This window comes from Salinibacterium sp. NSLL17 (assembly GCF_015864935.1).
Classification (GTDB): Bacteria; Actinomycetota; Actinomycetes; order Actinomycetales; family Microbacteriaceae; genus Rhodoglobus.
Genome location: NZ_JADYWH010000001.1, coordinates 1061839 through 1084851 on the forward strand (window position 1 = coordinate 1061839; position 23013 = coordinate 1084851).

The following is a 23013-nucleotide window of genomic DNA, read 5'->3' on the forward strand; positions in this document are numbered from 1 at the left end:
AGCGCTCCTAGACCCCCGACTGAGGCTTGGTGTCGAGGGCGTTTCGCCAGCTGAGCTCACGGGCTGCTTTGACACAGCACACGACGAAGGTGAGCCAACCGAACTCGATCAGCAGCGAGCTCTCTGCGAAGGCGCTCACGATCAGCGCAAGCAGTACAAGAGCCGGCCAAGCAAAGACAATGCTGCGCCGGCGCGAGGCGAGCAACCACGAGCGCATAAAAGCCAGACCGAGGAGTCCTAAGAAGATCAGGAATCCCACGAGGCCGAGCTGGAACCACACGTCGAGATACGCGTTGTGGGCAGAGTCGGGAACACGCCCACCGAAGTTGCCGAACGCGGTGAACGGCGCAAGCTCGTCATTCCACGGACCGATCCAACCCCAGCCTTCGAGGCGGTGGACTTCTCCGAGATCCCAGAGCTGTCGCCAGACCCGCAGTCGGTAGGTCAGGTCGCCACTGGCGTCGAAGGACGCGACGATGGCAACTCGCGAGACCCAGCTGATAATCGCAACGGTCGCCACGAATCCGATGAGCACAATTTGCCAGTAGCGGCGACGCCCGGATGGAACGCGACGGAGGGCGTAGAGCGCTGCGCTCGCCGCGAGGATGACGAGGGCGACCCCGAAAGCGAGGGGCGATTGTGAGAGCAACAAAACGACGCTCGCGAGAACGAGGGAGCCGATCGCGAAGCCGCGTTGCAAGGATTTGGTTCGCAATTCTGTCGCGAACGTAATGAGAGCAATCACGGCAATGATGCCGAGTTGGTTACGCGCTCCAAAGATTCCTTGGATGGGGTCGGTAGTCCCCAGATTTCCGGCAATCGAGAGAGCGTTGAGGGAGGTGTCAAATACGAGCCCGGTCAGGATCTCAAGCCCGATGGAGACCACGAGGACAAACCTCAGGACATCGCCAAACGCCCGAACGATCTGGATCGTGTCCCGTACCAAGGCGATGTAGATGCCGAGCACAGTGAAGATGAGCATGTAACTCACCGCACCGACCGACTCAAGTGTGTACTGACTCCAGAAGACAGACAGCCAGGCCCAGACAGTGAACGCCATGAGCGAGATAGGAACGAGCGCGCGCCAACCGATATTGCGCCATTGGGCGGCAAGAGACGTGGCAACAAGCACAACGAGGCTCAGCACGATAGCGAGGAGCCCCGCATTGCCAGCGGTCTGGCGAAGAGCGAAGGCACACAGGGCGGTTCCCACGCTCGCGGTAGCGAGTACTGAGGAGACGCGGGGGGATCCGAGGATGGCGGCACCGGTGTCGATGGCCACTCGATAGCGCGGGGGAGGCTGAATCATGATGAGCGCACCATCCAATCGGGCCGTTTGGTCTTGACCGCAATAATCACCAGCAGAGCGAGAGCATACTCGCCGATGAGCCTGCTTTCGGGGATGCTCTGCACGACAAGCGCCACCATCACGAGAATAGGCAAAAGCGATAGCGGCGAGTAAGGCTCAACGCCAGTGGCCACCTTCTGGGGCGGGTCGATCGCGGTGAACCACGCCCGCACCAGCGTTGACGCCACAAATACGGCGAACACAACGACTCCGACGATCCCGAGTTGTAGCCACACATCAAGCCAGGTGTCGTGCGCTTGAAGCTGCACGACTCCGTTGCGGATGACGCGGTCCTTGAACGGTTCGACCCACGGCATCCAGAAACTGATCCAGCCCCACCCGAAGGCCGGACGCTGCTGGGCGAGCCCAATGACGGTCTGCCAAATTTCGGCACGCCCAGTGAGGTCGCTGCTCTTGCCGAGCAACCCGAAAATAGTGTCACGGAGGGCGAATGCGGTTGCCGCTGCGGCAACGGCGAGCGCAACGAAGCCAACCGCGGTGCGGTGTCGGGCGCGTTCGGTGCGGCGACGGCGGATGATGAGAAGTCCGAGAGCGGTGAGGGTGACGGCTGCCAGCGCCACGGTTACGGTCGCCGAGCGGGTGAAGAACAGGGTGAGCGCCGCGAGGGCGATCCACGTTATCGACCAGCGTTTGCTGACACTGCCGGTTGCCCATTGGATCGAGAAGGCAATAACGCCGAGCAGTGCCAAGAATCCCAGATGGTTGGCGTTGCCGACGATGCCTTGGATGCGCCCAGAGTCGAAGGTCTCAAACAGTTCGTTGCGCGACCAGTAGAGCATCTTGGGGATGGTGTCGTAGCCGGGCACTGCCACCGCTGGCTGGGCTGTCCACGGCAGGATAGGGCCTCGGACGATCGTCGCAATGATGAGCTCGAACAGCAGCGAGAGTGCAATCAGGATGCGCAGCACGCGGGCGAGCCCGTCGAGCAATTCTTGCCAGCTGAAACTGATGGCGAGCGTGAGTGCCCCCAGCACGGTCATCCAGGTCGTTGCGAGGCCGAGTGCTGTCGCTGCCGGGTATTGTGACCACGCCAGTGACACTGTGGCGAGCGCCATGAAGACGACGAAGGGGTAGGGCAGTCCGCCGATGCTCCAGCGGTGCCGAGACTGAACCAGAATCACGACAGACGTGACAACGATTCCGGCCGCGGCAGCGCCCCAGACAACCCAACCCACCGAGTATCGCCAGGCGTCTCCACCAAAAAGAATCAGTAGCGACAGCGTGAGAAACCAGGTGCGCGCCCGTGGGTGCTCAATCAGTCGCATGACGCAAGATTAGACGAATGCTGCCTTGCCTGTGATGGCGCGACCCACGATGAGCGTGTTCATCTCGCGAGTTCCCTCGTACGAGTAGATCGCTTCTGCGTCCGCAAAGTGGCGCATAACTCCGTAGTCGAGAACGATTCCGTTGCCGCCGAGCACTTCGCGGCACCACGCGACGGTCTCGCGCATGCGGCTTGCTGTGTATTCCTTGGCAAGGGCGGCGTGCTCATCCTTCTGGGTGCCCTCATCGAGCATTTCGGAGACGCGGGTAACCATGCCAATGGATGCGGTGATGTTGCCGAGGCTCTTGGCGAGGTGTTCTTGAACGAGTTGGTGGCTGCTGATGGTCTTGCCGAATTGGATGCGCTCGCCCGTGTATTTGACGGCGGCTTCGTAGGCGCCGATGGAGTTTCCGACCGCAGCCCACGCCACTTCGGCGCGAGTGAGGCGCAGCACGGCTGCGGTGTCGCGGAACGAGGTGGAATTCTGCAGACGGTTGCTCTCCGGCACGATGACGTCTTCGAGCACGATGTCGGCATTCTGCACGATGCGCAGTGCTTGCTTGTTTTCGATGCGGGTGGCCGAATAGCCAGGGGTGCTCGTGGGAACGATGAAGCCCTTGACCTGATTGTCGGCTTCGTCGCGTGCCCAGATGATGGTGACGTCGCTGATGGAGCCGTTGCCGATCCAGCGCTTGGCGCCGTTGATGATCCAATTGTCGCCTTCGCGCTTGGCGACGGTCTGGAGGCCTTGGGCGGTGTCAGAACCCGAGAGGGGCTCGGTCAGGCCGAAAGCACCAAGCAGTTCGCCTGAAGCAAACTTGGGCAGCCACTCATCGCGCTGTTCTTGCGAACCGGCAACACCAATGGATCCCATGACGAGACCGTTTTGCATGCCAACGAGGGTGGCGGCGCTGGCGTCGACACGAGCGAGCTCTAGCGCCACCCAGCCACGGAAGACGGCTGAGTTGGGAAACTGCTGGGTTTCGGCCCAGGGGAGTCCGAAGAGTCCGAGGTCGGCGAGTCCCTTGACGACAACGTCGCGGTCGAAGAACTCCGCTTTAGCCCACAGATCGTTGGCAATCGGGCGCACCTCTTTGTCGAGAAATGCGCGCAGCTTCAGGATGGTGTCTTTCTCCTGATCGGTCAGCGCATTCTCGTAGCCGTAGAAGTCGCTGCTGAGGGTCTCAAATGACATAGTCGTCGCTCCATTGCTTATCGAAATCACTGCGATCCTAAAGCGTGAGTACACGTCGCTTCTAGACGGTTGGTACTTTGGGCTAAGGCTTCGAGAAGAGTGGACTGAATGTTTGTAGGCATCACTAATACGCCCCGTGATTACGCGTGGGGCTCCGCTGGCGAAATCTCTGCGCTTCTGGGCACGGAACCGACGGGAAAGCCTGAAGCTGAGCTCTGGCTTGGTGCGCATCCGGGGAGTCCCAGCGTCATCCTCGACCCGACTCTGGCCGGCGGCGCCCGTGATCTGAACGAGTGGATTCAGCGCGATGGTGCGCGAGTTGTGGGCGCGGGAGTCGAACGGCTTCCCTTCTTGTTGAAGGTGCTTGCCGCCGGTGCGCCCCTCTCCCTTCAAGCTCACCCCACTCCCGAGCAGGCTGCGGAGGGCTTCGCGCGTGAAAACGCAGCGGGCATTCCGTTGACCGCGCCGTACCGCAACTACAAAGACGCGTCCGCTAAGCCTGAACTCATCGTTGCGGTGAGCGACACGTTTGAGGCGCTGTGCGGTTTTCGATCCATGGGCGACACCCGAGCATCCATCGAGCGCCTTGCTGAATTGGATGCCGCCAGCAGCGCCCCTCGCCCGGCCCTGTTCGCCGAGTGGTTGGCTTTCGCTCGCACTGACGCCGACCTGCGTGCGATGTTCGAGTGGCTCATTTCGGCCGCAGCCCCGGTGCCGGAGCTCGTGCAGTGCGTCACGGCGCTCGCCGAAGCCGACCATGCCAGTGATGAGTTCGCCCTCGTGCGCACGCTTGCCGGCTACTACGCTGGCGACCCCGGCGTGCTCATTTCGCTGATGCTCAACCATGTGACGCTCGCCAAGGGTGAGGCGCTGTTTTTGCCTGCGGGCAACATCCATGCCTATTTGCGCGGCCTGGGCATTGAGCTCATGGCATCGTCAGACAACGTGATGCGTGGAGGGCTCACTCCGAAGCACGTAGACGTTCCTGAGCTGTTGCGCGTTCTGGATTTCTCGGCGAGCCCGGTGCCGTATCTCGCGCCCGAACCCGTCGGGGCAACAGCCCGAGTGTTCCGGCCACCCGTGCGGGACTTCCAACTGCTCGAAGTGACTGAAGATGCGTCGCTCGAGCTGCACAGCGCGGCGATCGTGTTGTGCACGGCGGGGCAATTCGTTGTCGGTGGCAGCGATCACTCGACGTCGCTCTCACGCGGCGAATCAATTTTTGTGTCCGGCGACGAGAGCACGCTCACAGTGCGGGGCGCCGGTCAGTTGTTTGTGGCGGCAACGCAATAGTGTTGCTCTCATGACCGCACGAGGAGGCTTCGCTAAACGCATCCTCGGTTTTGCTGGCCTGCCGTTTCTGTCGCTGATCACGCCCTTCCTGTTTCTGCCGATCTTGGCGAGGGTTGCGGGTGCTGATGCGTGGCTCGCCATCGCGGTGGGGCAATCGAGCGGTGGATTCTTTGCGCTCATTGTTGCGCTGGGCTTCAACACGGTTGGCCCGCCGCTGATTGCGTTGGCTGCTCCGAGCATCCGTCCCCGCATTTTGGTGACGAGTTTGCATGCCCGCGTGCTGGTGTGGCTGCCGAGTGCGGTGCTGGCTGCGGTAATCGCCGCGCTGGTGTCGCCGAGTGACTACCGGGTGGATGCCGCGGTGATGGCGATCGCGATGACCCTCACGGGGCTCTCGAGCGCGTGGTTCATGATCGGTCTTGGCCGCGCGAGCCTGATTGCGATTTACGAGATCTCTCCGCGCATTGTCGCGACAATCATTGCCGCCGTCGTGGTGCTGAATGCGGGGGATGTGCTCTGGTATCCGGTGCTGCTCGTGGCAGCCTCTCTGGTGAGCGTCGTCTTGTTTGCCCTGCGCACAGCCGGGGTGGCCGAACTCGTTCGCCGCGATGGACACGAGGTGCGCGAAGTGTTTCGCGCGAACCGTTCGGCGGTGACCACCGAGGTTGCCGGTGGCGCCTACAACTCGCTGGCCGTGACCTTTGTCGGAGCGACAGCGGCGAGTGCTCAAGCAGCCGCGTACGTCTCGGGAGACAAGCTTTATCGCATCGGCCAATACTCGGTATCTGCGCTGGGTAATGCACTTCAAGGCTGGGTCGTCGAGGAAGGCAATGCCGAATTCGGGCAGCGCATCCGCCGCTCCTTCGTCGTGCACGCCAGCCTCGGCCTGACCGGACTTGTCATGTTCGCCCTGCTCGGTCCGTGGCTGTCTGAGCTGCTCTTTGGCGCCGAAGTGGCGATCAACGAAGCGACGGCGCTCGGGCTCGGTGTTGCCACCCTCGGAATTGCGCTCGGCACAACGCTTGGTCGCATCACCCTCGTGGGAATGGGCGCGCGGCGCCAGTTCATGCTCAGCGTGCTGCTGGCTGCCACCGTGGGTGTCCCGTCCATTCTGTTGCTCAGTGCCGCCTACGGGGCTGCTGGAGGCGCGTGGGGGCTCGCAATTGGCGAGACTGTCTCGGTGTGCACGCAAGCGCTGTTCGTCTGGCGGTTGCGCGTCAAGGCCGGCGCGTTCATTGTGGCGACGACGAAGCCGGATGCTGCGCCTACCGAGCTCTAGGCCACACGGTCATCCCCGACCTCTGCACGACCGTTCAAGTTCCAGTAGCGTTACTTCGGCCGACGTGTTGGTTCGGAACCTAGGCAGAACCGACCGCAAGCAAGAGAGATCACTATGAAGCGCGCATTCATTACCGGAATCACCGGCCAAGACGGGCTGTACCTTGCCGAGCTATTGCTCTCGAAGGGCTACACAGTTTTCGGCCTCATGAGAGGTCAGAACAACCCGAAACGCGAAATGCTCGAGCGAGTGATTCCGGATGTCGAAATTCTTACGGGAGACCTCACCGACCTGTCGAGCCTCATGCGCGCCATGAGCGTTGCACAGCCCGACGAGTTCTACAATCTCGGCGCGATTTCCTTCGTCGCCTACTCGTGGGAAAACGCGCACCTCACCAGCGAGGTCACCGGCATGGGCGTGCTGAACGCCCTCGAAGCGGTGCGACTGCACACTGCCGCTACCGGCCAAGAGGTTCGGTTCTACCAGGCATCCAGCTCTGAAATGTTCGGCAAGGTGCAAACCGTTCCGCAAGACGAAGACACGCTGCTCTGGCCGCGCTCGCCGTATGGCGTTGCCAAGGTCTACGGCCACTACATGACCATCAACTATCGCGAGTCGTACGGCATGCACGCCTCGTCTGGCGTGCTGTTCAACCACGAATCCCCGCGCCGCGGCCCGGAGTTTGTGACCCGCAAAGTTACCCGCGCCGTAGCGCGAATTTCGCTCGGGCTCCAAGACACTCTCACTCTCGGCAATATCGATGCTCAGCGCGACTGGGGTTTTGCCGGTGACTACGTCGAAGCAATGTGGCTGATGCTGCAGCAGGATGAAGCAGACGACTACGTCATCTCGACGGGGGAGACCCAGAGCATCCGCGTGCTCCTCGATTTCGCGTTCGCCGCGGTGGGAATCGACGACTGGACAAACTACGTCACCTTCGACGAGCGCTTCATGCGCCCCGCAGAAGTTGACTTGCTGGTGGGAGACTCCTCGAAGGCGAAGGAGAAGCTCGGGTGGGAACCGCGAGTCAAATTCCCCGAGCTCGTCGCGATGATGGTCGAAGCCGACCTCGCTGAACAGAAAGCGCTCGCCGGTCTCGCATGACTCGTGCACTGATCACCGGAGTCACAGGCCAAGACGGTTCGTATCTGGCTGAGCTTCTGCTCGCGCAGGGCTATGAGGTGCACGGTGTCACCCGCGATGCCGGTGAACTGGTGACACCGGGAGTCGTCGCCCACGAGCTCGACCTCGCCGCGGATAGTGCAATCGGTGAACTCATCGAAGAACTGCAGCCGAACGAGATTTACAATCTGGCGGCGCTGAGCTCCGTGTACCAGTCGTGGCAAAATCCGACCCTCACCGCGCGGCTGAACGGCGCGGTCGTGGCAGAAATGCTCGCAGCGGTCAAGAAGATTCACGACCGCGGCGACGCCGACATCCGCTTCGTTCAAGCCTCGAGCGCAGAGATCTTTGGCGCGCCAACCGTCTCTCCCCAGAACGAGAGCACCCCAGTGCGCCCCACAAGCCCCTACGGCGCCGCTAAGGCCTATGCTCACGGACTCGTCGGCGCGTACCGCACAGCGGGCGTTGCAGCCTCTTCTGTGATTCTCTACAACCACGAGTCGCCGCGTCGCCCCGAAACGTTCGTGACCCGCAAGATCACCGCGGCCGCTGCGCGGATTTCTCGGGGGCTGCAAGACACTCTCGAACTCGGAAATCTGGATGCCCGCCGCGATTGGGGCTGGGCACCCGACTACGCGGATGCGCTCGTTCGAGCAGCGCAGCATCCACAAGCCGACGATTTTGTGATTGCGACGGGAGTTTCTCACTCCGTGCGGGATTTCGTGGCCGCTGCATTTGGACGGGCGGGCGTCGACGACTGGTCTGAGCGCCTCACGGTCTCCGATTCTTTGCTGCGCACGGGGGATGCCGCCCTACAACTGGGGGATGCGAGCAAGGCTCAGCAGATTCTAGGTTGGTCTCCGCAGGTTAAGTTTGATGAAATTGTAGGAGCGATGGTCGATCACGATCTCGCTTTGCTGAGTTAATTTAAGTCACGGCGCGCCATAACCCTTAACTCGTAGTCGAGGCAATTATGATCTGCGACTTGACTCTCGCGAACTACACCGGTGTAATTATGTAACGCGATTTGATGCGAAGCATTAAAGGCGGAGGGGAGAAAGACCAGATGGGCAACAGCGGATACCGCGCGGGAGTTCCGGACGACTGGTTTGTTGACCCCGTACGACTTGGGGTTCCCGGAGTTCGTCAACCTCTCGCCGATGAAGACGGCAATGCGCTGTCCTGGCAAACAGACTCCCTCTGCGCACAAACAGATCCCGAAGCGTTCTTCCCTGAAAAGGGCGGGTCAACTCGTGACGCAAAGAAGATTTGTTCCTCGTGTGAAGTTCGCAGCCAGTGCCTCGAATACGCTCTCGAAAACGATGAGCGTTTCGGAATCTGGGGCGGTCTCTCTGAGCGCGAGCGTCGCAAGCTCCGCAAGCGCGCGAGCTAGTTGTCCGAGCGGAGCCATAACCCCGAATTGGGGCGGCTCTCAGACTCGCGGCTCTGCAGCGCGTCGAGTGCAAAACTGCGCTAGCGGCACATAGTCTCAAACAAATGCAGCCGAGAGTCACCGCAGTACTAGTCGCCCGAAACGGTGCGAAGTATTTGCCACGAACACTTGCCGCGATCGCGGCCCAATCTCGACGACCCGATTCGGTCATCGTGGTTGATGCTGAGTCCAGTGATGAGTCGCTGGCTCTCATGGCAGACTCCGCCCCGGCGCAGATCGCGGACGCTCACGCGCACAAGACTTTTGGTGGCGCGATCGGCGCTGCGCTCTACACTGCTGCTCCTCAGGCCACAGAAAACGAGTGGTTGTGGTTGCTCGCGCACGACAGTGCGCCAGATCCGAATGCGTTGCGTGCACTGTTGGGAGCGGTCGAAATTGCGCCATCGGTTGCAGTCGCTGGCCCCAAATTGGTGCGCTGGGATGATCCCGCCGTTATCTCGAACTTCGGCGAAACGCTGACGCCTCTTGGGCGATCTGTCGGTCTTGTCAATGACGAACTCGACCAGGCCCAACATGATGTGCAAACGGACGCGATGGGCGTGGCCGGCGCTGGCATGCTTGTGCGTCGCCAAGTGTGGACGGCGCTCGGCGGCTTTGACCCGAAACTTACCTCGGTGGATGCGGCACTCGACTTCTGTATTCGTGCCCGTTTGGCTGGCCACCGTGTCGTTGCTGTCGCGGATGCTCGCGTCGCAAGCTCTGGTGGCCCGGAACTATTCGGCAAGCGCACGATCTCGGCGGCGGCTCATAACCGCGTGCAACGTTTTGCGCAGCTTCACCGTCGACTCGTATACGCGCCCGCTGTCGCGGTGCCGTTGCACTGGCTGACGCTCTTGCCCCTCGCGATCTTGCGGTCGCTCGGTCATCTCATCGCAAAACGTCCCACGGCAATCGCGGGTGAATTTGCCGCAGCCTTCGCCGCGATCTTCGACGGCGGCGTTGTTGCAGCCCGCCGCAACCTCCGACGCAACAAAAAGGTGGGGTTTGCGGCCGTTGACCCGCTACGGATGTCGTGGGCAGAGTTGCGCGAAATGCGGGCCCATGAACGTCACGGAGCGGCGCCCGATGCCGCGTTCGAAGTTGAGCGACCCAAGTTCTTTGGAAATGGCGGCGCCTGGGTCGTGCTGCTGGCTGGCATCCTCGGCATGATCAGCTTTTCCCGCTTTGTGGATGCTCACGCCCTCATCGGTGGCGGACTCCTGCCACTCTCGACAACCGTTTCTGAACTCTGGGCTCATGTCGGCTACGGCTGGAACGATCTTGCCCAGCAGGTAGTAGCGGCGGATCCGTTCGCCGCCGTTCTCGCAGCCTTGGGGTCGCTCACATTCTGGAATCCCTCGTTCAGCATCGTGATGCTGTATCTCTTGGCCTTGCCGCTGGCGGCGCTGGCGGCGTGGTTGTGTGCGGCAGCCATTTCGGAACGCACCTGGGCGCCAACCCTCGCTGCCGTTGCGTGGACGGTCGCTCCGAGCTTCTTGGTCGCTCTCGGCGAGGGGCAACTAGGCGCTGTTCTTGCTCACATTCTGCTGCCGTGGCTGATTCTCACCGCGTTGCGCGCTGCCCATAACTGGGCGATGGCCGCACTGGCCGCTCTGCTCTTTGCCGTAATCACGGCCTCGGCGCCGAGCCTGATTCCCGCTCTCGTGATCGGGCTCGTAGCGTGGATTGTGCTTCGCCCCAAGTCGACTCATCGTCTGATCTGGATTGTTCTTCCCGCCGCTGCGCTGTTTGCGCCGCTCGTGATTCAACAGTGGGGTCGCGGCGCCCTTCTCGCCATTTTTGCCGACCCCGGACTGCCGGTAGCCCGCGTTGCCTCAAGCGGCTGGCAGTTGGCGATCGGCAGCGTCGTTCCCGGAACCAACGGGTGGAGCGAACTCCTTGCGACCCTCGGTCTCAACGATCGCTATGGCCCGCTCCTCGTAGCGCTACTGCTGGCACCATTCGCGGCCCTCGCCCTCATGAGCCTCTTTGTTCCCGGCACACGCCGCGCTGTTCCCGCTCTCGCACTCGCTCTGTTGGGCTTCGCGACCGCCGTCGCCGCGACGCACCTGACGGTGAGTGCTTCCGGCGAATCCGAAGTCACGGTCTGGGCCGGTGCCGGTCTTAGCCTGTACTGGCTCGGTCTCAGCGGCGCCGTGATCGTCGCGATCGATAGTCTTGGCCGTCATGCCGCCCTGCCAGCAGTGGTCGCCCTCGTCGGTATCCTCGGAATTTCTGCTGCACCGCTGTGGTCGCTCGCCTCGGGCAACGTGCCCGTCACGACGAGCAATGGGCGACTGCTTCCCGCCTTTGTCGCAGCAGAGTCAACACAGCGCGACGGACTTGGCACTCTCCAACTCACGGTGACCTCAGACTCCACTATCGCGGTCGATCTGCACCGCGGCCGCGGCTCAGGACTCGACGAGCAATCGACGCTCGCCGCAACAAGCACCGAACTTTCGGACGCCGAACTCGTCAACGCAACGCTCGCCGGCAACATTGCCTCACGCAGTGGTTACGCGATTGCGAACGAACTGAACGACCTTCAGGTCGCGTTCATCGTACTTACACCGGCAACTGATCCAGAGACCTCCGAAACACGTCAGCGCATCATCGAAGCCCTCGATGGCAACAGCCTCTTGAACCCCATTGGCGATACTGCCCAGGGCTACCTCTGGCACTACCCCGAACTGCGCGAAGCCGAGATTCCCGTCGGCGCAAGCAACACGGAGACTCGCTGGGGACAGATTGTGCTCGCCGGGCAGGCCACTGTCTTCGGTCTGACGCTTCTGCTCGCCATTCCGACAACTCGTCGCCGCCGTCTCAAAGCGGCCAAAGCGGAGAGCGCCGTCACCGTGATTGAGGCGAACCAATGATCGACAACGAACTCACCCCCGACGAAGCCGCCGCGCTGCCCGACCAGCCCACTGGCGAAGAATTTGATGATGACCACGAACTCACGGGAGCTCCTGAGCCAGAATCGAGCGCAAAACGGCCGGTCTCGGCGAAAGCCGCTGCTGCCGTCGGCGCGCGAGTCGTCGTCGGAGTACTCGGTATCGGAATTGCCGCCGCTGCGGTGCTCGGTTCGAGCTTTCTCGATCTTCCCTCGTACACAGCGACACCGCCAAGCGAGCTCGTTGTTCCGGTGCCCACAGCGCAGCAGCTGACGTGCCCCGGGCCACTCTTGCGGCTCTCGGACGAATCAGGAGCAGCGGCATCCGCCGTATTCACTCTCGGGCAAGCCCTCACACGTTTTTCGTCGAGCACGGGAACTGTTGAACAGTCCAGCATTTCCGCCTCGGATGCCCAAGCCGGTGAAGCCGTCGCGGAACCGTTGGTGTTGAGTGCTGCCCCTGACTCGCAATCTCCCGACTCGCTCGTGCGACTGAGCGGCGCGCAATCGCAATATGTGAACATCGGTGACTATGTTGGCTTCGCGGCTGCTGGCTGCCGTGCTGTCGGCGGCGATAGTTGGCTCGTTGGCGGTTCGACAACCACGGGGCGCACGACACTGATTTCGCTGACGAACCCCACCGAAGTTGCCTCGACAGTCACCCTCGACATCTTCGACGAGCGGGGGATCGTGTCAGCGGCCGGTACCACCGGAATCGTGGTCCCGCCCAATGGACAGCGCGTCTTGTCGCTTGCCGGGTTTGCGCCGGGCATTTCTTCTCCCGTCGTGCACGTGACGAGCACTGGTGGCCAGATCACGGCAGAACTGCAGCAGTCAATCGTGCGTGGGCTCGATGCTGGCGGTGTGGAGATCGTGGGCGCAAGCCAACCGTCATCTCGCTCGGTCGTAATTCCCGCGATGGTAGTGACCAGCCTCGAAGCCATTCAGGCTTTGCGCGGCACCGCAACCGAAACGGATGACGTGATTGCGGCGATCCGGGTGTTCGTGCCCGGTGAGGCACCGGCGACCATCACCACAACGCTGACACCGACGGATGCCGAGCGTGACCCTATTGAGTTCACTCTCGACCTGAGCGCTGGTGTTGTCACCGACATCCCGATCGAAGAACTCGCCACCGGAACCTACGCGGTTCAGATCGAATCGGACGAGCCCATCGTTGCCGCCGCCCGCACGACCTCGGCCGTAATCAGCGCGAGCGAAAAGATTTCGGCGACAGACTTTGCCTGGTTTACCTCGAGCCCGGCGCTCAGCGGTGACACCCAGTTCACGGTTGCTCCGGGGCTGGATGCCACCGTCAACGTGACCAATGCCGGCGAGACTGCAGTTGATGTTGCTCTCACCGCCGACGCGGGTTTCAACGAGGAGTACACGATCGAGGCGGGCACCAGCGTAAGCGTGCCGGTGTCGAGCGGACGAACGTTCACGCTCACCCAGAGTGGGCCGGTCTATGTGAGTGTTACGCAGGCGGAGAACGGCTTCATTGCGGCGTATTCGATTGACCCGCAGACGCCAGGTTCTTCACCGCTGACGGTCTTTCCCTAGCGGTTAGAAATTGCGGAACCGCTCCGGAGCGAGTTCCCACGGTTCTTTGCCAATGTATTCGGCGACGGCCTGAAAAACACAACTTTCGATGAGCATCCGCTTATGGAGTTCGTCATCGCGGTGCAGCCTGGCCATACGTTCGATGGGCAAGCGGTAGAGGATGATGCGCTTCTCATCGGGCAGGGCAGTCCAGCGCACGATCTTGCTGCCTTCGGGGCTGCTGCCGGGCATGAGCCCGAGCTCGAAGCGGGCATTAGCTAGCTCGTCTGGCCACATTTCTTTCAAGTACTGCGCGGCAGAAGCAACCGTGAGTTCAAAGTTTCCATTGCGGCTGCTCAGCAGCGGAAGGTGCGGACCAGTAACGGCGGAGCGGATGCCGCGACCATGACGGTCGCGCCAGTTGCCCCGCACAGAGCGCGTCGACGCTCGCTTCGATGATCTAGCCACGTGCTCATTGTACGACCGCCAGTTGCCCATCTGTGGGCGCAGAGTCGTAGGCTAGGGCTCACAATGATCCAGCGCCCGTGCAGCAAGGTCGCCTGCAACTCCGAAGCAGTCGCCACTCTCACCTATGTCTATGCCGACTCGATGGCCGTTTTAGGGCCGCTGAGCTACAGCGCAGAACCGCACACCTACGATTTGTGCGACCGCCATGCTGAACGACTGTCCGTGCCTCAGGGTTGGCAGGTCGTTCGCCATGTAGTTTTGGGGCATGAGCAAAGCTAACCCCATCGATCTTGCACCGTTCATCAAGGCGTACGACGTTCGTGGCTTGGTAGGTTCGCAGCTCACCGACGACGTTGTTGAAGCGCTCGGCGCTGCTTTCGCTGACGAAGTGGATGCCGCCGGCCACGAGATCATCGTCGGCCACGATATGCGCGACTCCTCTCCGGGATTCGCTGCAGCCTTTTCGGCGGGCGCGCGCGCTCGCGGCGCCAACGTTGTTCTCATCGGGCTTTGCTCGACAGATGAAACCTATTTCGCTTCCGGTTCGCTCAATGCTCCGGCCGCCATGTTTACGGCCAGCCACAATCCGGCGACGTACAACGGCATCAAGTTCAGTCGCGCGGGAGCTCAAGGGATCAGTTTCGCGACCGGTCTGAAGTCCATTCGTGACCGTGCCCAGCAGTACCTCGCTACGGGGATCGACGCGGTTTCCGCGGTCGGCGCCCAGCGAGAGCTCGATGTGCTTGGCGACTACGCCAGCTACTTGCGTGAACTCGTTGATCTCAGCGGCATTCGCCCCATTCGCGTCGTAGTAGATGCCGGCAACGGCATGGGAGGCATGACAGTTCCTGCTGTGCTCTCGACCGCTGCCGGTTTGCCGGCGCTGCCCGTCGAGATCATCCCGATGTATTTTGAACTCGACGGCACCTTCCCGAACCATGAAGCCAACCCGCTTGAGCCCGCCAACATCGTTGACCTGCAAAATGCGGTGCTCGAACACGGTGCGGATCTCGGGCTCGCGTTCGATGGCGACGCCGACCGTTGCTTCGTGGTCGACGAGCGCGGAAACCCTATGAGTCCCAGTGCTGTTGCCGCGGTCGTGGCCCTGCGGGAAATCCAGCGGGTGCGCGCACTGCAGCCGGAGGGCGACATCCGGGTTATCCACAATCTGATCACTTCGCGCATCGTCGCCGAAACGATCGAAGCCGCTGGGGCGATCCCGGTGCGCACCCATGTTGGCCATTCGCTCATCAAGGACCAGATGGCGGCGACCGGCGCGATCTTTGGCGGCGAACACTCGGCGCATTACTACTTCCGCGATTTTTGGGGCGCCGATAACGGGATGCTCGCCGCGATGCACTTGCTTGCCGAGTTCGGTTCGCAGCAGGAGCCCCTCTCGGTGCTCTCCGATCGCTATTCGCCCTATGCGGCGAGCGGCGAAATCAATTCGGTGGTGGACGACGTTCCGGCAGCCACTGCTCGCATCCGTGAGGCCTTCGAGGGCGAGGCAGAGTTCGACGATCTTGATGGCCTCACCGTCACCGGCACCACGGTGGCGGGCGAACCCTTCTGGTGGTTCAACGTGCGTCCTTCGAACACTGAGCCATTGCTGCGACTCAACGCCGAAGCCGGCGATCAGGCAACGCTAGAGATCGTTCGCGATCGCGCGCTTGCGTTGATTCGCGCTTAGCCGCGGTCGCTTGGAAAGCCGCGCGGAACACCCGTCAGCGCGGGGGAGAGGGCGGCAAGCCGTGCCTTCTCGCTGGCAAGCGCGACAGTCTCGCGCTCTCGCCGCACAGCGCTAACGGCGCTGAGCAGCACTTCTGGCTCCACGGCGGGTAGCGGCGACACGTAGGCGGAGGCCTCGTGCGCAAGGTTCAGGGCGTGCTGGTGGCGCGTCATCGGCGTATAGCCGGGCGCGGCGACCAGAAAGTGCGAGATGCGCCGGGCCAGAGCATCCGGCATCTTGGCAACATCGGCGGTGCGAGCCCAATCAGCCAACTGGCCGGGCAGCTGCACCACGGGGTTCGAGAACTTCGATACGCGTTCGTACTGGGCGTAGGTGCCCGCGACAAGGTCGCCGAGGCGCTGTGCGCGAGTGTTGAGCAGCGCCACGATGGCGGCCAAGCCACCCGCGGTCATGAAGATTTCGAGCACACCGATCAGGGCGCGGATGAAGGCATGGCGAAAGCCGATCGCGCCGCCATCGTTGCGAACGATGCGGGCTCCGATCGCAAGCTTGCCGAGGGACTTGCCGCGGCTGAGTGTTTCGACGGCGGTGGGGATGACCACGAGGCAGATCACGGTCGCGCTGACGGTAAGCGCCGTGGCGATTGCTTGGTCGAGACCGGCAGCGGTCGCGAAGGCGAATGCGCCGATCAGGAGGCCAATGAGAGCGGCCGCGTAGACCAGAAAATCGATCATGGTGCCGGCCGCACGCAAGACAAAACTGGTCGAATGCAGCTCCAACGCAACAGCTTCACCGGTGATGAGCTCATCGGGTTCGTCACCATACGCAAATGTGTTGGTCGTTTGTGGGCTCGGCATGACATCATTTAAGCAGATGGATCTCGACTCTTACTCAGCCGCGCACCGCGAAGAATGGGATCGCCTTGCCGATTTGGGCAAGCAACGACGACTTTCCGGCACTGATGTCGACGAATTGATCGATCTTTACCAGTCCGGCGCCACTCAGCTGTCAGCGATGAAGACGAGTTCGGGCCAGTCTGCGCAGGCTGATCGACTCTCGCTCACCCTCAGTCGGGCGCGTCTGCGATTCACCGGGGCCTCGGCAAACCTGCTCAGTCAGCTCCCACAATTCTTTGTTGTTCAACTTCCGGCGGCGCTCTACCGGGTGCGCTGGATGTCGCTCATCCTCGCCGCCGCAACCTTCCTTGTTGGTTTCCTTTTCGCGTGGTGGGCAATTTCAAACCCGCAGGTTCTTGCGAACTTCGGAACGTCGGCAGAGCGTGAAGCTCTCGCTCAAGATGACTTCGTCGGGTACTACTCCGAATACTCCGGCGGATCGTTCACCGGGTTCGTCTGGACCAACAACGCGTGGATTGCCGCACAATCTGTCGCGTTTGGAATCATCGGCCTCTACGTTCCCTACCTGCTGTTCAACACGGCCCAGCAGCTGGGATTCACCGCGGCAATCATGAACGAGTTCGATCGCCTCGACGTGTTCTTTCTCTACATCGCTCCGCACGGCCAGCTTGAGCTCTACGCCATCTTTGTGGCAGGCGCGACCGGAATGATGATCTTCTGGTCGTGGGTCGCCCCAGGGGCACGCACGCGGGCTCAGTCGCTTGCTCACGCTGGTCGCTCGCTCTTCACGATCGTCGTCGGGCTCATCCTTGCGCTGCTCGTGTCCGGAGTGATCGAGGGCTATGTCACGCGCCAGGACTGGCCGTGGCCCATCAAGATCGGCATCGGCACTGTCGCGCTCGCCGGGTTCTTGGCATACCAGTGGATCCTCGGTGGGCGCAGCGCTCGCGCCGGCAACACGGGAGACCTCAGCGAGTTCGACGCGGGGGCTACCCACATCGTCGCCAACTAACGCCCAGCCGCACTGACGCCCAGCCGCACTAACGCCTAGCCGCGCTGACGCCCAGCCGCGCTGTGGCAGCACTGGCGCAGCACAGAGGAGCTCGTAGAGAGGCTCTGCCGTGGTCTCGTGCCGCTACAGCTTTCCGGCGGCCTTGAGCGCGATGTAGTGGTCGGCAAGAGCCAGTGGCAGTTCACTGGGGCGTCTCGAGACGACGGATGCTCCGAGCTGGTTGATCGCGGCGGCAACTCGCGACTGATCGAGGAGAGCGCGCTCGGCAGCCCCGGCGAGATAGACGGCGTCGCGCGTGGACCGGTCGAGCGTGGCATCCGCAATGGATGGATCGGTGACGGAAGCCACCACAACAGTGTGTTTCGCGGTGAGCTGGGGGAGCATGGCGAGCAGCCCGAGGCTTCCGCCCGGCGATTCGGCTGTTGTGGCGAGAACGACGAGCGCGCGTTGGGTGGTGGCCTGACGCACGAGGCCCGGCACCGAGTTCCAATCCATCTCAATGAGTTCCGGCTGCACCGGCGCCATGCTGTTGACCATTTTCGAGAGCAGGTCGGGGCCGCTTGCGCCCTGCACTCGTGCGCGAACGCGGCGGTCGTAGATCATGAAGTCGACGTGATCGCCGGCGCTTGACGCGAGAGCGGCGAGCAGCAACGCTGATTCGAACGCGGTATCGATGCGGGGCTCGTCTTCGATTCGTGCGGCTGAGGTGCGACCGCTGTCGACGACGATGACAACGCGGCGATCACGTTCGGGGCGCCACGTGCGCACCACAAGTTCAGAACGGCGGGCGGTGGCACGCCAATCGATGGAGCGCACGTCGTCGCCGCGCACGTAGTCGCGCAGGCTGTCGAATTCGGTGCCTTGACCACGGATCATGACGCTCGTTGCGCCATCGAGTTCTCGCAAGCGAGCGAGCCGTGATGGCAAGTGCTTGCGAGAGTTGAACGGCGGTAGAACGGTGAACGTACTCGGCACGCTCACCGTAGTTTGACGCGCAATCAGTCGCAGCGGGCCGTACGACCGCACCGTGACGTGCACGGCTTCGCGGGTTCCTCGCCGCACTGGTGTGAGCACGGTGCTGAGTTCCCGACGTTCGCGCGACGGCACCGTCAGCGGTACCCGGTTGGTGTGAGCACCAGCGGATGGTTGCCAGCCATCGCGCACGACGGCACGCAGTCGGCGGCGGGTCGGGTTGGTGATGCGCAGGGTTGAGCTCGTGGTCTCGCCGAGGCGCACCCGGTCGGGAGGTGTGCGATCGAAGCGCAGCGAGCGCACCGACACCGCCAGCAGCAGGTCGATGGCTCCGACGACGATGACGAAAATCAGCCACAGCGTGAGCACAAAGGGCTCGCCAGTCAGGACGATCGGCACAATGCCGAGCGCCAATAATGCGACGAACCATCCAGAAAGCGCCATCGTTAGATCGGAACCTGCACTTGCTGCACGATCGATCGCAAAATTACGTCAGACGAAACGCCTTCAAGCTCGGCCTCCGGGCGGAGCTGGATGCGGTGGCGAAGCACCGGCAACACCATGCTCTGGATGTGGTCGGGCGTGATCGCGTCGGCGCCGGTGAGCCACGCCCAGGCCTTGGCTGCCGAGATGAGCGCGATTGCACCACGAGGGCTGACCCCGAGCTTCACGGACGGGCTTTGACGAGTGGCGCGAGCGAGGTCGACGGCGTAGGCAATCACGTCGGGGCTTGCGCCGACTTTTGCTACGGCATCCTGAGCGGCGGCGAGCATGGTCGCATCGAGCACGGGGGTTACTCCGGCGGCGGCGAGATCGCGCGGGTTGAAGCCGGCAGCGTGGCGCGTGAGCACTTCGATTTCAGTGTCACGTTCCGGCAGATCGAGCACGAGCTTCAGCAGAAAGCGGTCGAGCTGAGCTTCGGGCAGCGTGTAGGTGCCTTCGTATTCGATGGGGTTCATCGTGGCCGCGACCATGAAAGGTACGGGCAACTTGAGTGTCTTTCCATCGACCGAGACTTGGCGTTCTTCCATCGCTTCAAGCAACGATGACTGAGTCTTCGGGGGTGTGCGGTTGATCTCATCCGCGAGCAAAATGTTGGTGAAGACGGGGCCTTCGCGAAACTCGAACTCGCCAGCCTTGGCGTCGTAGACGAGCGAACCGGTGACGTCACCTGGCATGAGGTCTGGGGTGAACTGCACGCGCTTGGTGTCGAGCTGCAGTGCGCGGCTGAGGGTGCGCACGAGAAGGGTCTTGGCAACGCCGGGAACACCTTCGAGCAGCACATGGCCGCCCGTGAGTAGCGCAATGGTGAGGCCGGTGACGGCCGCATCCTGACCAACGACGGCCTTGCCTACTTCAGTGCGGAGTTGAGTGAATGCGTGCCGCAGTTGCTCGTCAGTCATATCTCGATTCTTCTCTATCTCTGGCTCGGTGGGGCTGAGGTTGTTAGGCGGGGCGGATGACGGCGTGCACTCGATCTTCGAGAGCAAGCAATTCATCGGAAAGCGTGATCAGTTCGTGGTCGGAGGTCGGCTCGCGATCGATGAGCAACTGTCGCAACGGCTCAATCGGCTGACCGACCAGTGGCGAAATCCGGTTGATGACATCGTCGATGGATGCTGTGGTCGGCATACCGCACAGTACGGCGATGCGGCGAATGGTTCCAATGCGCAGCGAATCGAGGGTGTGGAGTCTCGCTGTGGAGCGCTCATAGAGCCGCGCCCGCCCCTGCATCGTTTCGCTTGAGCGCACGGTCACGGGCAGTTTTTCGATCACGAGCGGGCCGAATCTGCGACCACGCCAGAGTGCGCCAGCCAGAAGTGTCAGCATCGTAAGCCAGACACCGGGCAAGACCCATCCGGGGGCGAGTTCAGCGGGCGTCTTGGCGTCACCGGAGTTGGCGAGGTCGAGGAAGCTTGGCGTGTACCAGACGAGCGTTTCGTGCTCGCCGAGGAGCCGCAGAGCGAAGGCCGCGTTGTCGGCTGCCGTGATGTCGCCATTGCTGAGCGCATCAGTGGCGCCAAGAATCCGAAGTTCAGTATCGCCACGGTCGAGCACGATCAGCCCGTAGCCATCGTCGTCGTTTCCATAGCAGGCCGTGATATCGGCGCTCGGCTCGATCACGCGGTAATTGCTGGGGCCGGCGGTGATATCGGGGGCCTTCGCGACGAGCGGTGCTGAACAGGATGCCGAAACAGCATCCGAATTTTGGCCGGCGTGGGCGACTTCTGGTGCCACCCGCAGAAGTTCGGTGAGGGTCGGATCGGCGAACACGACGGTCGCCGCGAGTCCGGTTGCTGCGGCTACCTGGTCTTCGCTGAGGTACGCCTCAAAGTTAGTGAAGAACAGCGTGCTGTCGTCGGAGGAGTCGAGCGCCGCGCGAGTGTCATCGAGCGTCGTCGTAACCACCACGTCGACGCCCTGATCGCGCAATACTTCGGCGAGCGCCTGCGTTCCTGCTTCATAGGCACTGGTGGGGTCGAGCGGTGGGCCTTCGACTGCTGTCCCGGCGAGATTGAGACTCGCGATCGCGACGAGAACCACGAGAATCGAGCCGGCAACCCAGTAGAGGGCGCGCTTGGCTGTGGTGCCGACGCGGGGGGTGAGCACCGTTGTTTCTGTCGTGGTTGCTTGTGTGGCGCTCACAGGGTTGCCTCGGCAAGATCAGGTTTGGCCGCGCGCACGCGTGCTTCCAGCGTGCGCAGTTCGTCGTACTGTTCTCGCGTTGCTGGTTTGCGCATGTAGCGCACGAGGTCGAAGACGTCGGCACTGTGGCCTAGCTCGCGGGCGAGCTCGGGCAGCGCGCGACTAGCGCGACTGGCGAAGCCGTGACCCGTGGTGCCTGGCGTCATGCTCACGAGAGTGCGTTCCGAGAGCCCGCGGGCGATCGAACGGAACATGTCAGCGATCGCTTCAGCAAAGTCTTCGCGCGCAGCAGCTTGCTCTGCGGATGCCCGCAATTGGGCCGCCGTGCGGTAGTCGGCCTCACCGAAGATGCCCTCTTCGTGGCGGCTCTTGCGGTTGAGGCGGGGGAGTCCGTAGACCACGATTGCAGCAATAATGGCGATCGCGACAAGAGCCAGCAGCACGATCAACACAATGGTCGGGATGCCCGTTCCTTCACCGATGGTGAGGCTCGCTAGCCAATCGCTAAACGCCTTCGAGACTCGGTCGAAGAGTGTGGGGCGGGCTGCCTGATACGGAGCCTTCGAAAGCTCGTCGATCAACCAATTCGTGGCCTGCTCCGAGTCGGGATCGACCGGAACCTCGCCAGAAACCGCGCGCGCCGAGCTGGATGACAGCAAGGCGGGCACGGTGACCGAGAGCGTCGTTAGCGTCATGAAGCCGTGTAAGGAGACGCGTCAGGTGCGCGTCGAGGCGAGCTGTCGAGGGTGAGGTACGGGTCGGGCACCGAGAAGTCACCAGCGTTCCGAGCCTCGACGAAACGAGTGAGTTCCAGGTCGAACCCTTCTTTTCGCATCCGCATGTCGATGTACAACAGGGCGGGGGCTGCTGATTGGATGACGATCGTGACGGCGCTGATCACGATTGAAACGACGATCGTCACGATGTAGAGCGCGATGAAAGCGACAACGCCGGCATCTTCGTCGCCGGTTGGATTGAGGAGGCCAACGCCGAGACCGCCGATGAAGCTCAGCGGGGCGGTAACCACACTCGACACCGTGTTCACGATGACCATGATGAGCAGCAAGATGCCGAAGGTGCGCCAGAAGCTTCCCTTGACGAGCGACCATGAGCGACGAATCGCTTGGCCGAGCGGCAAGCGCTCGATCATGAGCGCACTCGGAACGAACGCGAAGAAGGTACCGAGCCAGGCTGCGAGGAAGACACTCGCGGCGATGCCGAACAGCGTCACGAGCACTCCAATGACGATGCCAGCCGTGTCACCCCACGTGAACAGCAGCACGGCAATGCCAGCGATGAGAGCGATTCCGATAATGGCGGCGGCAGCAACAAGGGCTGACCAGCCAACGAGAGCCCAAATGCGGCCCTTCGCGGCTGCCCACAGCCCGCGCAGGCGCAGTCGTTCACCGACAGCGCCGCGTGCCACCTCGAGCGAGACGATTCCCTGAAAGAGTGCGCCGCCGATCAGGGAGAGTACGACGGCAAAGAGTGCCGACAAAATTGTTCCGGCGGTGGCGCCAGCTTCGATGGCAGCGGCATCCGCATCGCTCGCGCTGAGCGTGCGTTCGACGCCGGCAAAGGTCACGACGCCCACGAGTACGAGCGAAGCGATCATGACGATGCTCATGATCAGCAGGGCGAACCCAAATGTGGGGCGGGGGTTGCGGCGCAGCACCATGAGCGATGCCGAAAGAATGGCGCCGAGTCCCAGGGGGGCCAAGGGGATAAGCCCGGGCTTGGGTGGTGGGGTCCACGAGGGAGCTGGAGCACCATACTGGGGCGCTCCCGGCGCGCCGTGAGGGGCTCCGGATGTCGTTCCCGGTGCGTACGCCGCAGACGGGGCAGGGGGTGCAAGCGGCTGGGAACCGTCGACAGGGTTACTGCTATCTGGCGATTGCCACGGACTGTTATCGCTCACGTCTCACCCTCGAATGTTGAACTGCATCTATTCAATCTCACTCATGTTTTCACACTCGACT

At 62.3% G+C, this 23013-nt stretch carries 20 protein-coding genes; 10 read left to right on the forward strand and 10 right to left on the reverse strand.

Annotation, left to right across the window (positions count from 1 at the left end; translation table 11 throughout):
* Positions 1-7 precede the first annotated feature (7 nt).
* From I6E51_RS05140 to I6E51_RS05150, 3 genes are read right to left on the reverse strand one after another with little or no spacing between them, the layout of a single operon-like run.
* The gene (locus tag I6E51_RS05140; RefSeq protein ID WP_197106186.1) at positions 8-1309 is read right to left on the reverse strand and encodes an O-antigen ligase family protein; all 1302 of its coding nucleotides are present in this window, start codon (positions 1307-1309) and stop codon (positions 8-10) included.
* The gene (locus I6E51_RS05145) at positions 1306-2634 is read right to left on the reverse strand and encodes an O-antigen ligase (protein WP_197109614.1); all 1329 of its coding nucleotides are present in this window, start codon (positions 2632-2634) and stop codon (positions 1306-1308) included. The genes I6E51_RS05140 and I6E51_RS05145 overlap by 4 nt, the downstream gene beginning before the upstream one ends.
* A 9-nt stretch (positions 2635-2643) precedes the next feature.
* A complete protein-coding gene (locus I6E51_RS05150) occupies positions 2644-3828 on the reverse strand; it encodes an acyl-CoA dehydrogenase family protein (RefSeq protein WP_197106184.1) in 1185 nt (394 codons plus the stop codon).
* A 108-nt stretch (positions 3829-3936) separates the two neighbouring features.
* Here I6E51_RS05150 and manA point away from each other — a divergent pair, with 108 nt between their 5' ends.
* The 7 genes from manA to I6E51_RS05185 all read left to right on the forward strand — a co-directional run bounded on the left by manA (position 3937) and on the right by I6E51_RS05185 (position 13410).
* Positions 3937-5121, forward strand: a complete 1185-nt coding sequence (manA, locus tag I6E51_RS05155; protein ID WP_197109615.1) for a mannose-6-phosphate isomerase, class I — start codon at positions 3937-3939, stop codon at positions 5119-5121.
* A 10-nt stretch (positions 5122-5131) separates the two neighbouring features.
* Complete coding sequence (locus I6E51_RS05160; protein WP_197109616.1) at positions 5132-6400, forward strand: polysaccharide biosynthesis protein; 1269 nt, start codon at positions 5132-5134, stop codon at positions 6398-6400.
* Positions 6401-6514: 114 nt separating this feature from the next.
* Entirely contained in the window at positions 6515-7504 is a 990-nt protein-coding gene (locus I6E51_RS05165; protein WP_197106181.1) for a GDP-mannose 4,6-dehydratase, read from the forward strand.
* Complete coding sequence (locus tag I6E51_RS05170; RefSeq protein WP_197106180.1) at positions 7501-8448, forward strand: GDP-mannose 4,6-dehydratase; 948 nt, start codon at positions 7501-7503, stop codon at positions 8446-8448. Before I6E51_RS05165 ends, I6E51_RS05170 begins: the two co-directional genes overlap by 4 nt.
* A 140-nt stretch (positions 8449-8588) precedes the next feature.
* Positions 8589-8915 carry a WhiB family transcriptional regulator gene (locus I6E51_RS05175; RefSeq protein ID WP_197107160.1) on the forward strand — a complete coding sequence of 109 codons (327 nt, stop codon included), beginning with the start codon at positions 8589-8591 and terminating at the stop codon, positions 8913-8915.
* A 104-nt stretch (positions 8916-9019) separates the two neighbouring features.
* Entirely contained in the window at positions 9020-11830 is a 2811-nt protein-coding gene (locus I6E51_RS05180; RefSeq protein ID WP_197109617.1) for a glycosyltransferase family 2 protein, read from the forward strand.
* A complete protein-coding gene (locus I6E51_RS05185) occupies positions 11827-13410 on the forward strand; it encodes a DUF5719 family protein (protein WP_197106178.1) in 1584 nt (527 codons plus the stop codon). Before I6E51_RS05180 ends, I6E51_RS05185 begins: the two co-directional genes overlap by 4 nt.
* A 3-nt stretch (positions 13411-13413) precedes the next feature.
* Here I6E51_RS05185 and I6E51_RS05190 read toward each other — a convergent pair whose 3' ends face one another.
* Positions 13414-13857 carry a metallopeptidase family protein gene (locus I6E51_RS05190; RefSeq protein WP_197106177.1) on the reverse strand — a complete coding sequence of 148 codons (444 nt, stop codon included), beginning with the start codon at positions 13855-13857 and terminating at the stop codon, positions 13414-13416.
* Between the two features lie 63 nt (positions 13858-13920).
* On the opposite strand from I6E51_RS05190, the gene I6E51_RS05195 reads away from it, so the two are divergent.
* On the forward strand, positions 13921-14136 hold the full coding sequence (locus I6E51_RS05195; protein WP_197106176.1) for a DUF3499 family protein: 216 nt from the start codon (positions 13921-13923) through the stop codon (positions 14134-14136).
* Positions 14123-15547, forward strand: a complete 1425-nt coding sequence (locus I6E51_RS05200; protein ID WP_197109618.1) for a phosphomannomutase/phosphoglucomutase — start codon at positions 14123-14125, stop codon at positions 15545-15547. Before I6E51_RS05195 ends, I6E51_RS05200 begins: the two co-directional genes overlap by 14 nt.
* On the opposite strand, the gene I6E51_RS05205 is transcribed toward I6E51_RS05200, so the two are convergent.
* Positions 15544-16404, reverse strand: a complete 861-nt coding sequence (locus tag I6E51_RS05205) for an RDD family protein (RefSeq protein WP_197106174.1) — start codon at positions 16402-16404, stop codon at positions 15544-15546. The genes I6E51_RS05200 and I6E51_RS05205 overlap by 4 nt on opposite strands.
* A 16-nt stretch (positions 16405-16420) precedes the next feature.
* On the opposite strand from I6E51_RS05205, the gene I6E51_RS05210 reads away from it, so the two are divergent.
* On the forward strand, positions 16421-17416 hold the full coding sequence (locus I6E51_RS05210; protein ID WP_197107159.1) for a stage II sporulation protein M: 996 nt from the start codon (positions 16421-16423) through the stop codon (positions 17414-17416).
* A gap of 123 nt (positions 17417-17539) precedes the next feature.
* On the opposite strand, the gene I6E51_RS05215 is transcribed toward I6E51_RS05210, so the two are convergent.
* From I6E51_RS05215 to I6E51_RS05235, 5 genes are read right to left on the reverse strand one after another with little or no spacing between them, the layout of a single operon-like run.
* Entirely contained in the window at positions 17540-18832 is a 1293-nt protein-coding gene (locus I6E51_RS05215; RefSeq protein WP_197109619.1) for a DUF58 domain-containing protein, read from the reverse strand.
* A gap of 2 nt (positions 18833-18834) precedes the next feature.
* Complete coding sequence (locus I6E51_RS05220) at positions 18835-19791, reverse strand: MoxR family ATPase (protein ID WP_197106172.1); 957 nt, start codon at positions 19789-19791, stop codon at positions 18835-18837.
* A gap of 43 nt (positions 19792-19834) precedes the next feature.
* Positions 19835-21034, reverse strand: a complete 1200-nt coding sequence (locus I6E51_RS05225; RefSeq protein ID WP_197109620.1) for a DUF4350 domain-containing protein — start codon at positions 21032-21034, stop codon at positions 19835-19837.
* On the reverse strand, positions 21031-21729 hold the full coding sequence (locus I6E51_RS05230; RefSeq protein ID WP_197109621.1) for a DUF4129 domain-containing protein: 699 nt from the start codon (positions 21727-21729) through the stop codon (positions 21031-21033). Before I6E51_RS05230 ends, I6E51_RS05225 begins: the two co-directional genes overlap by 4 nt.
* Positions 21726-22952, reverse strand: a complete 1227-nt coding sequence (locus I6E51_RS05235) for a hypothetical protein (protein ID WP_307783821.1) — start codon at positions 22950-22952, stop codon at positions 21726-21728. Before I6E51_RS05235 ends, I6E51_RS05230 begins: the two co-directional genes overlap by 4 nt.
* Between the last annotated feature and the right edge of the window lie 61 nt (positions 22953-23013).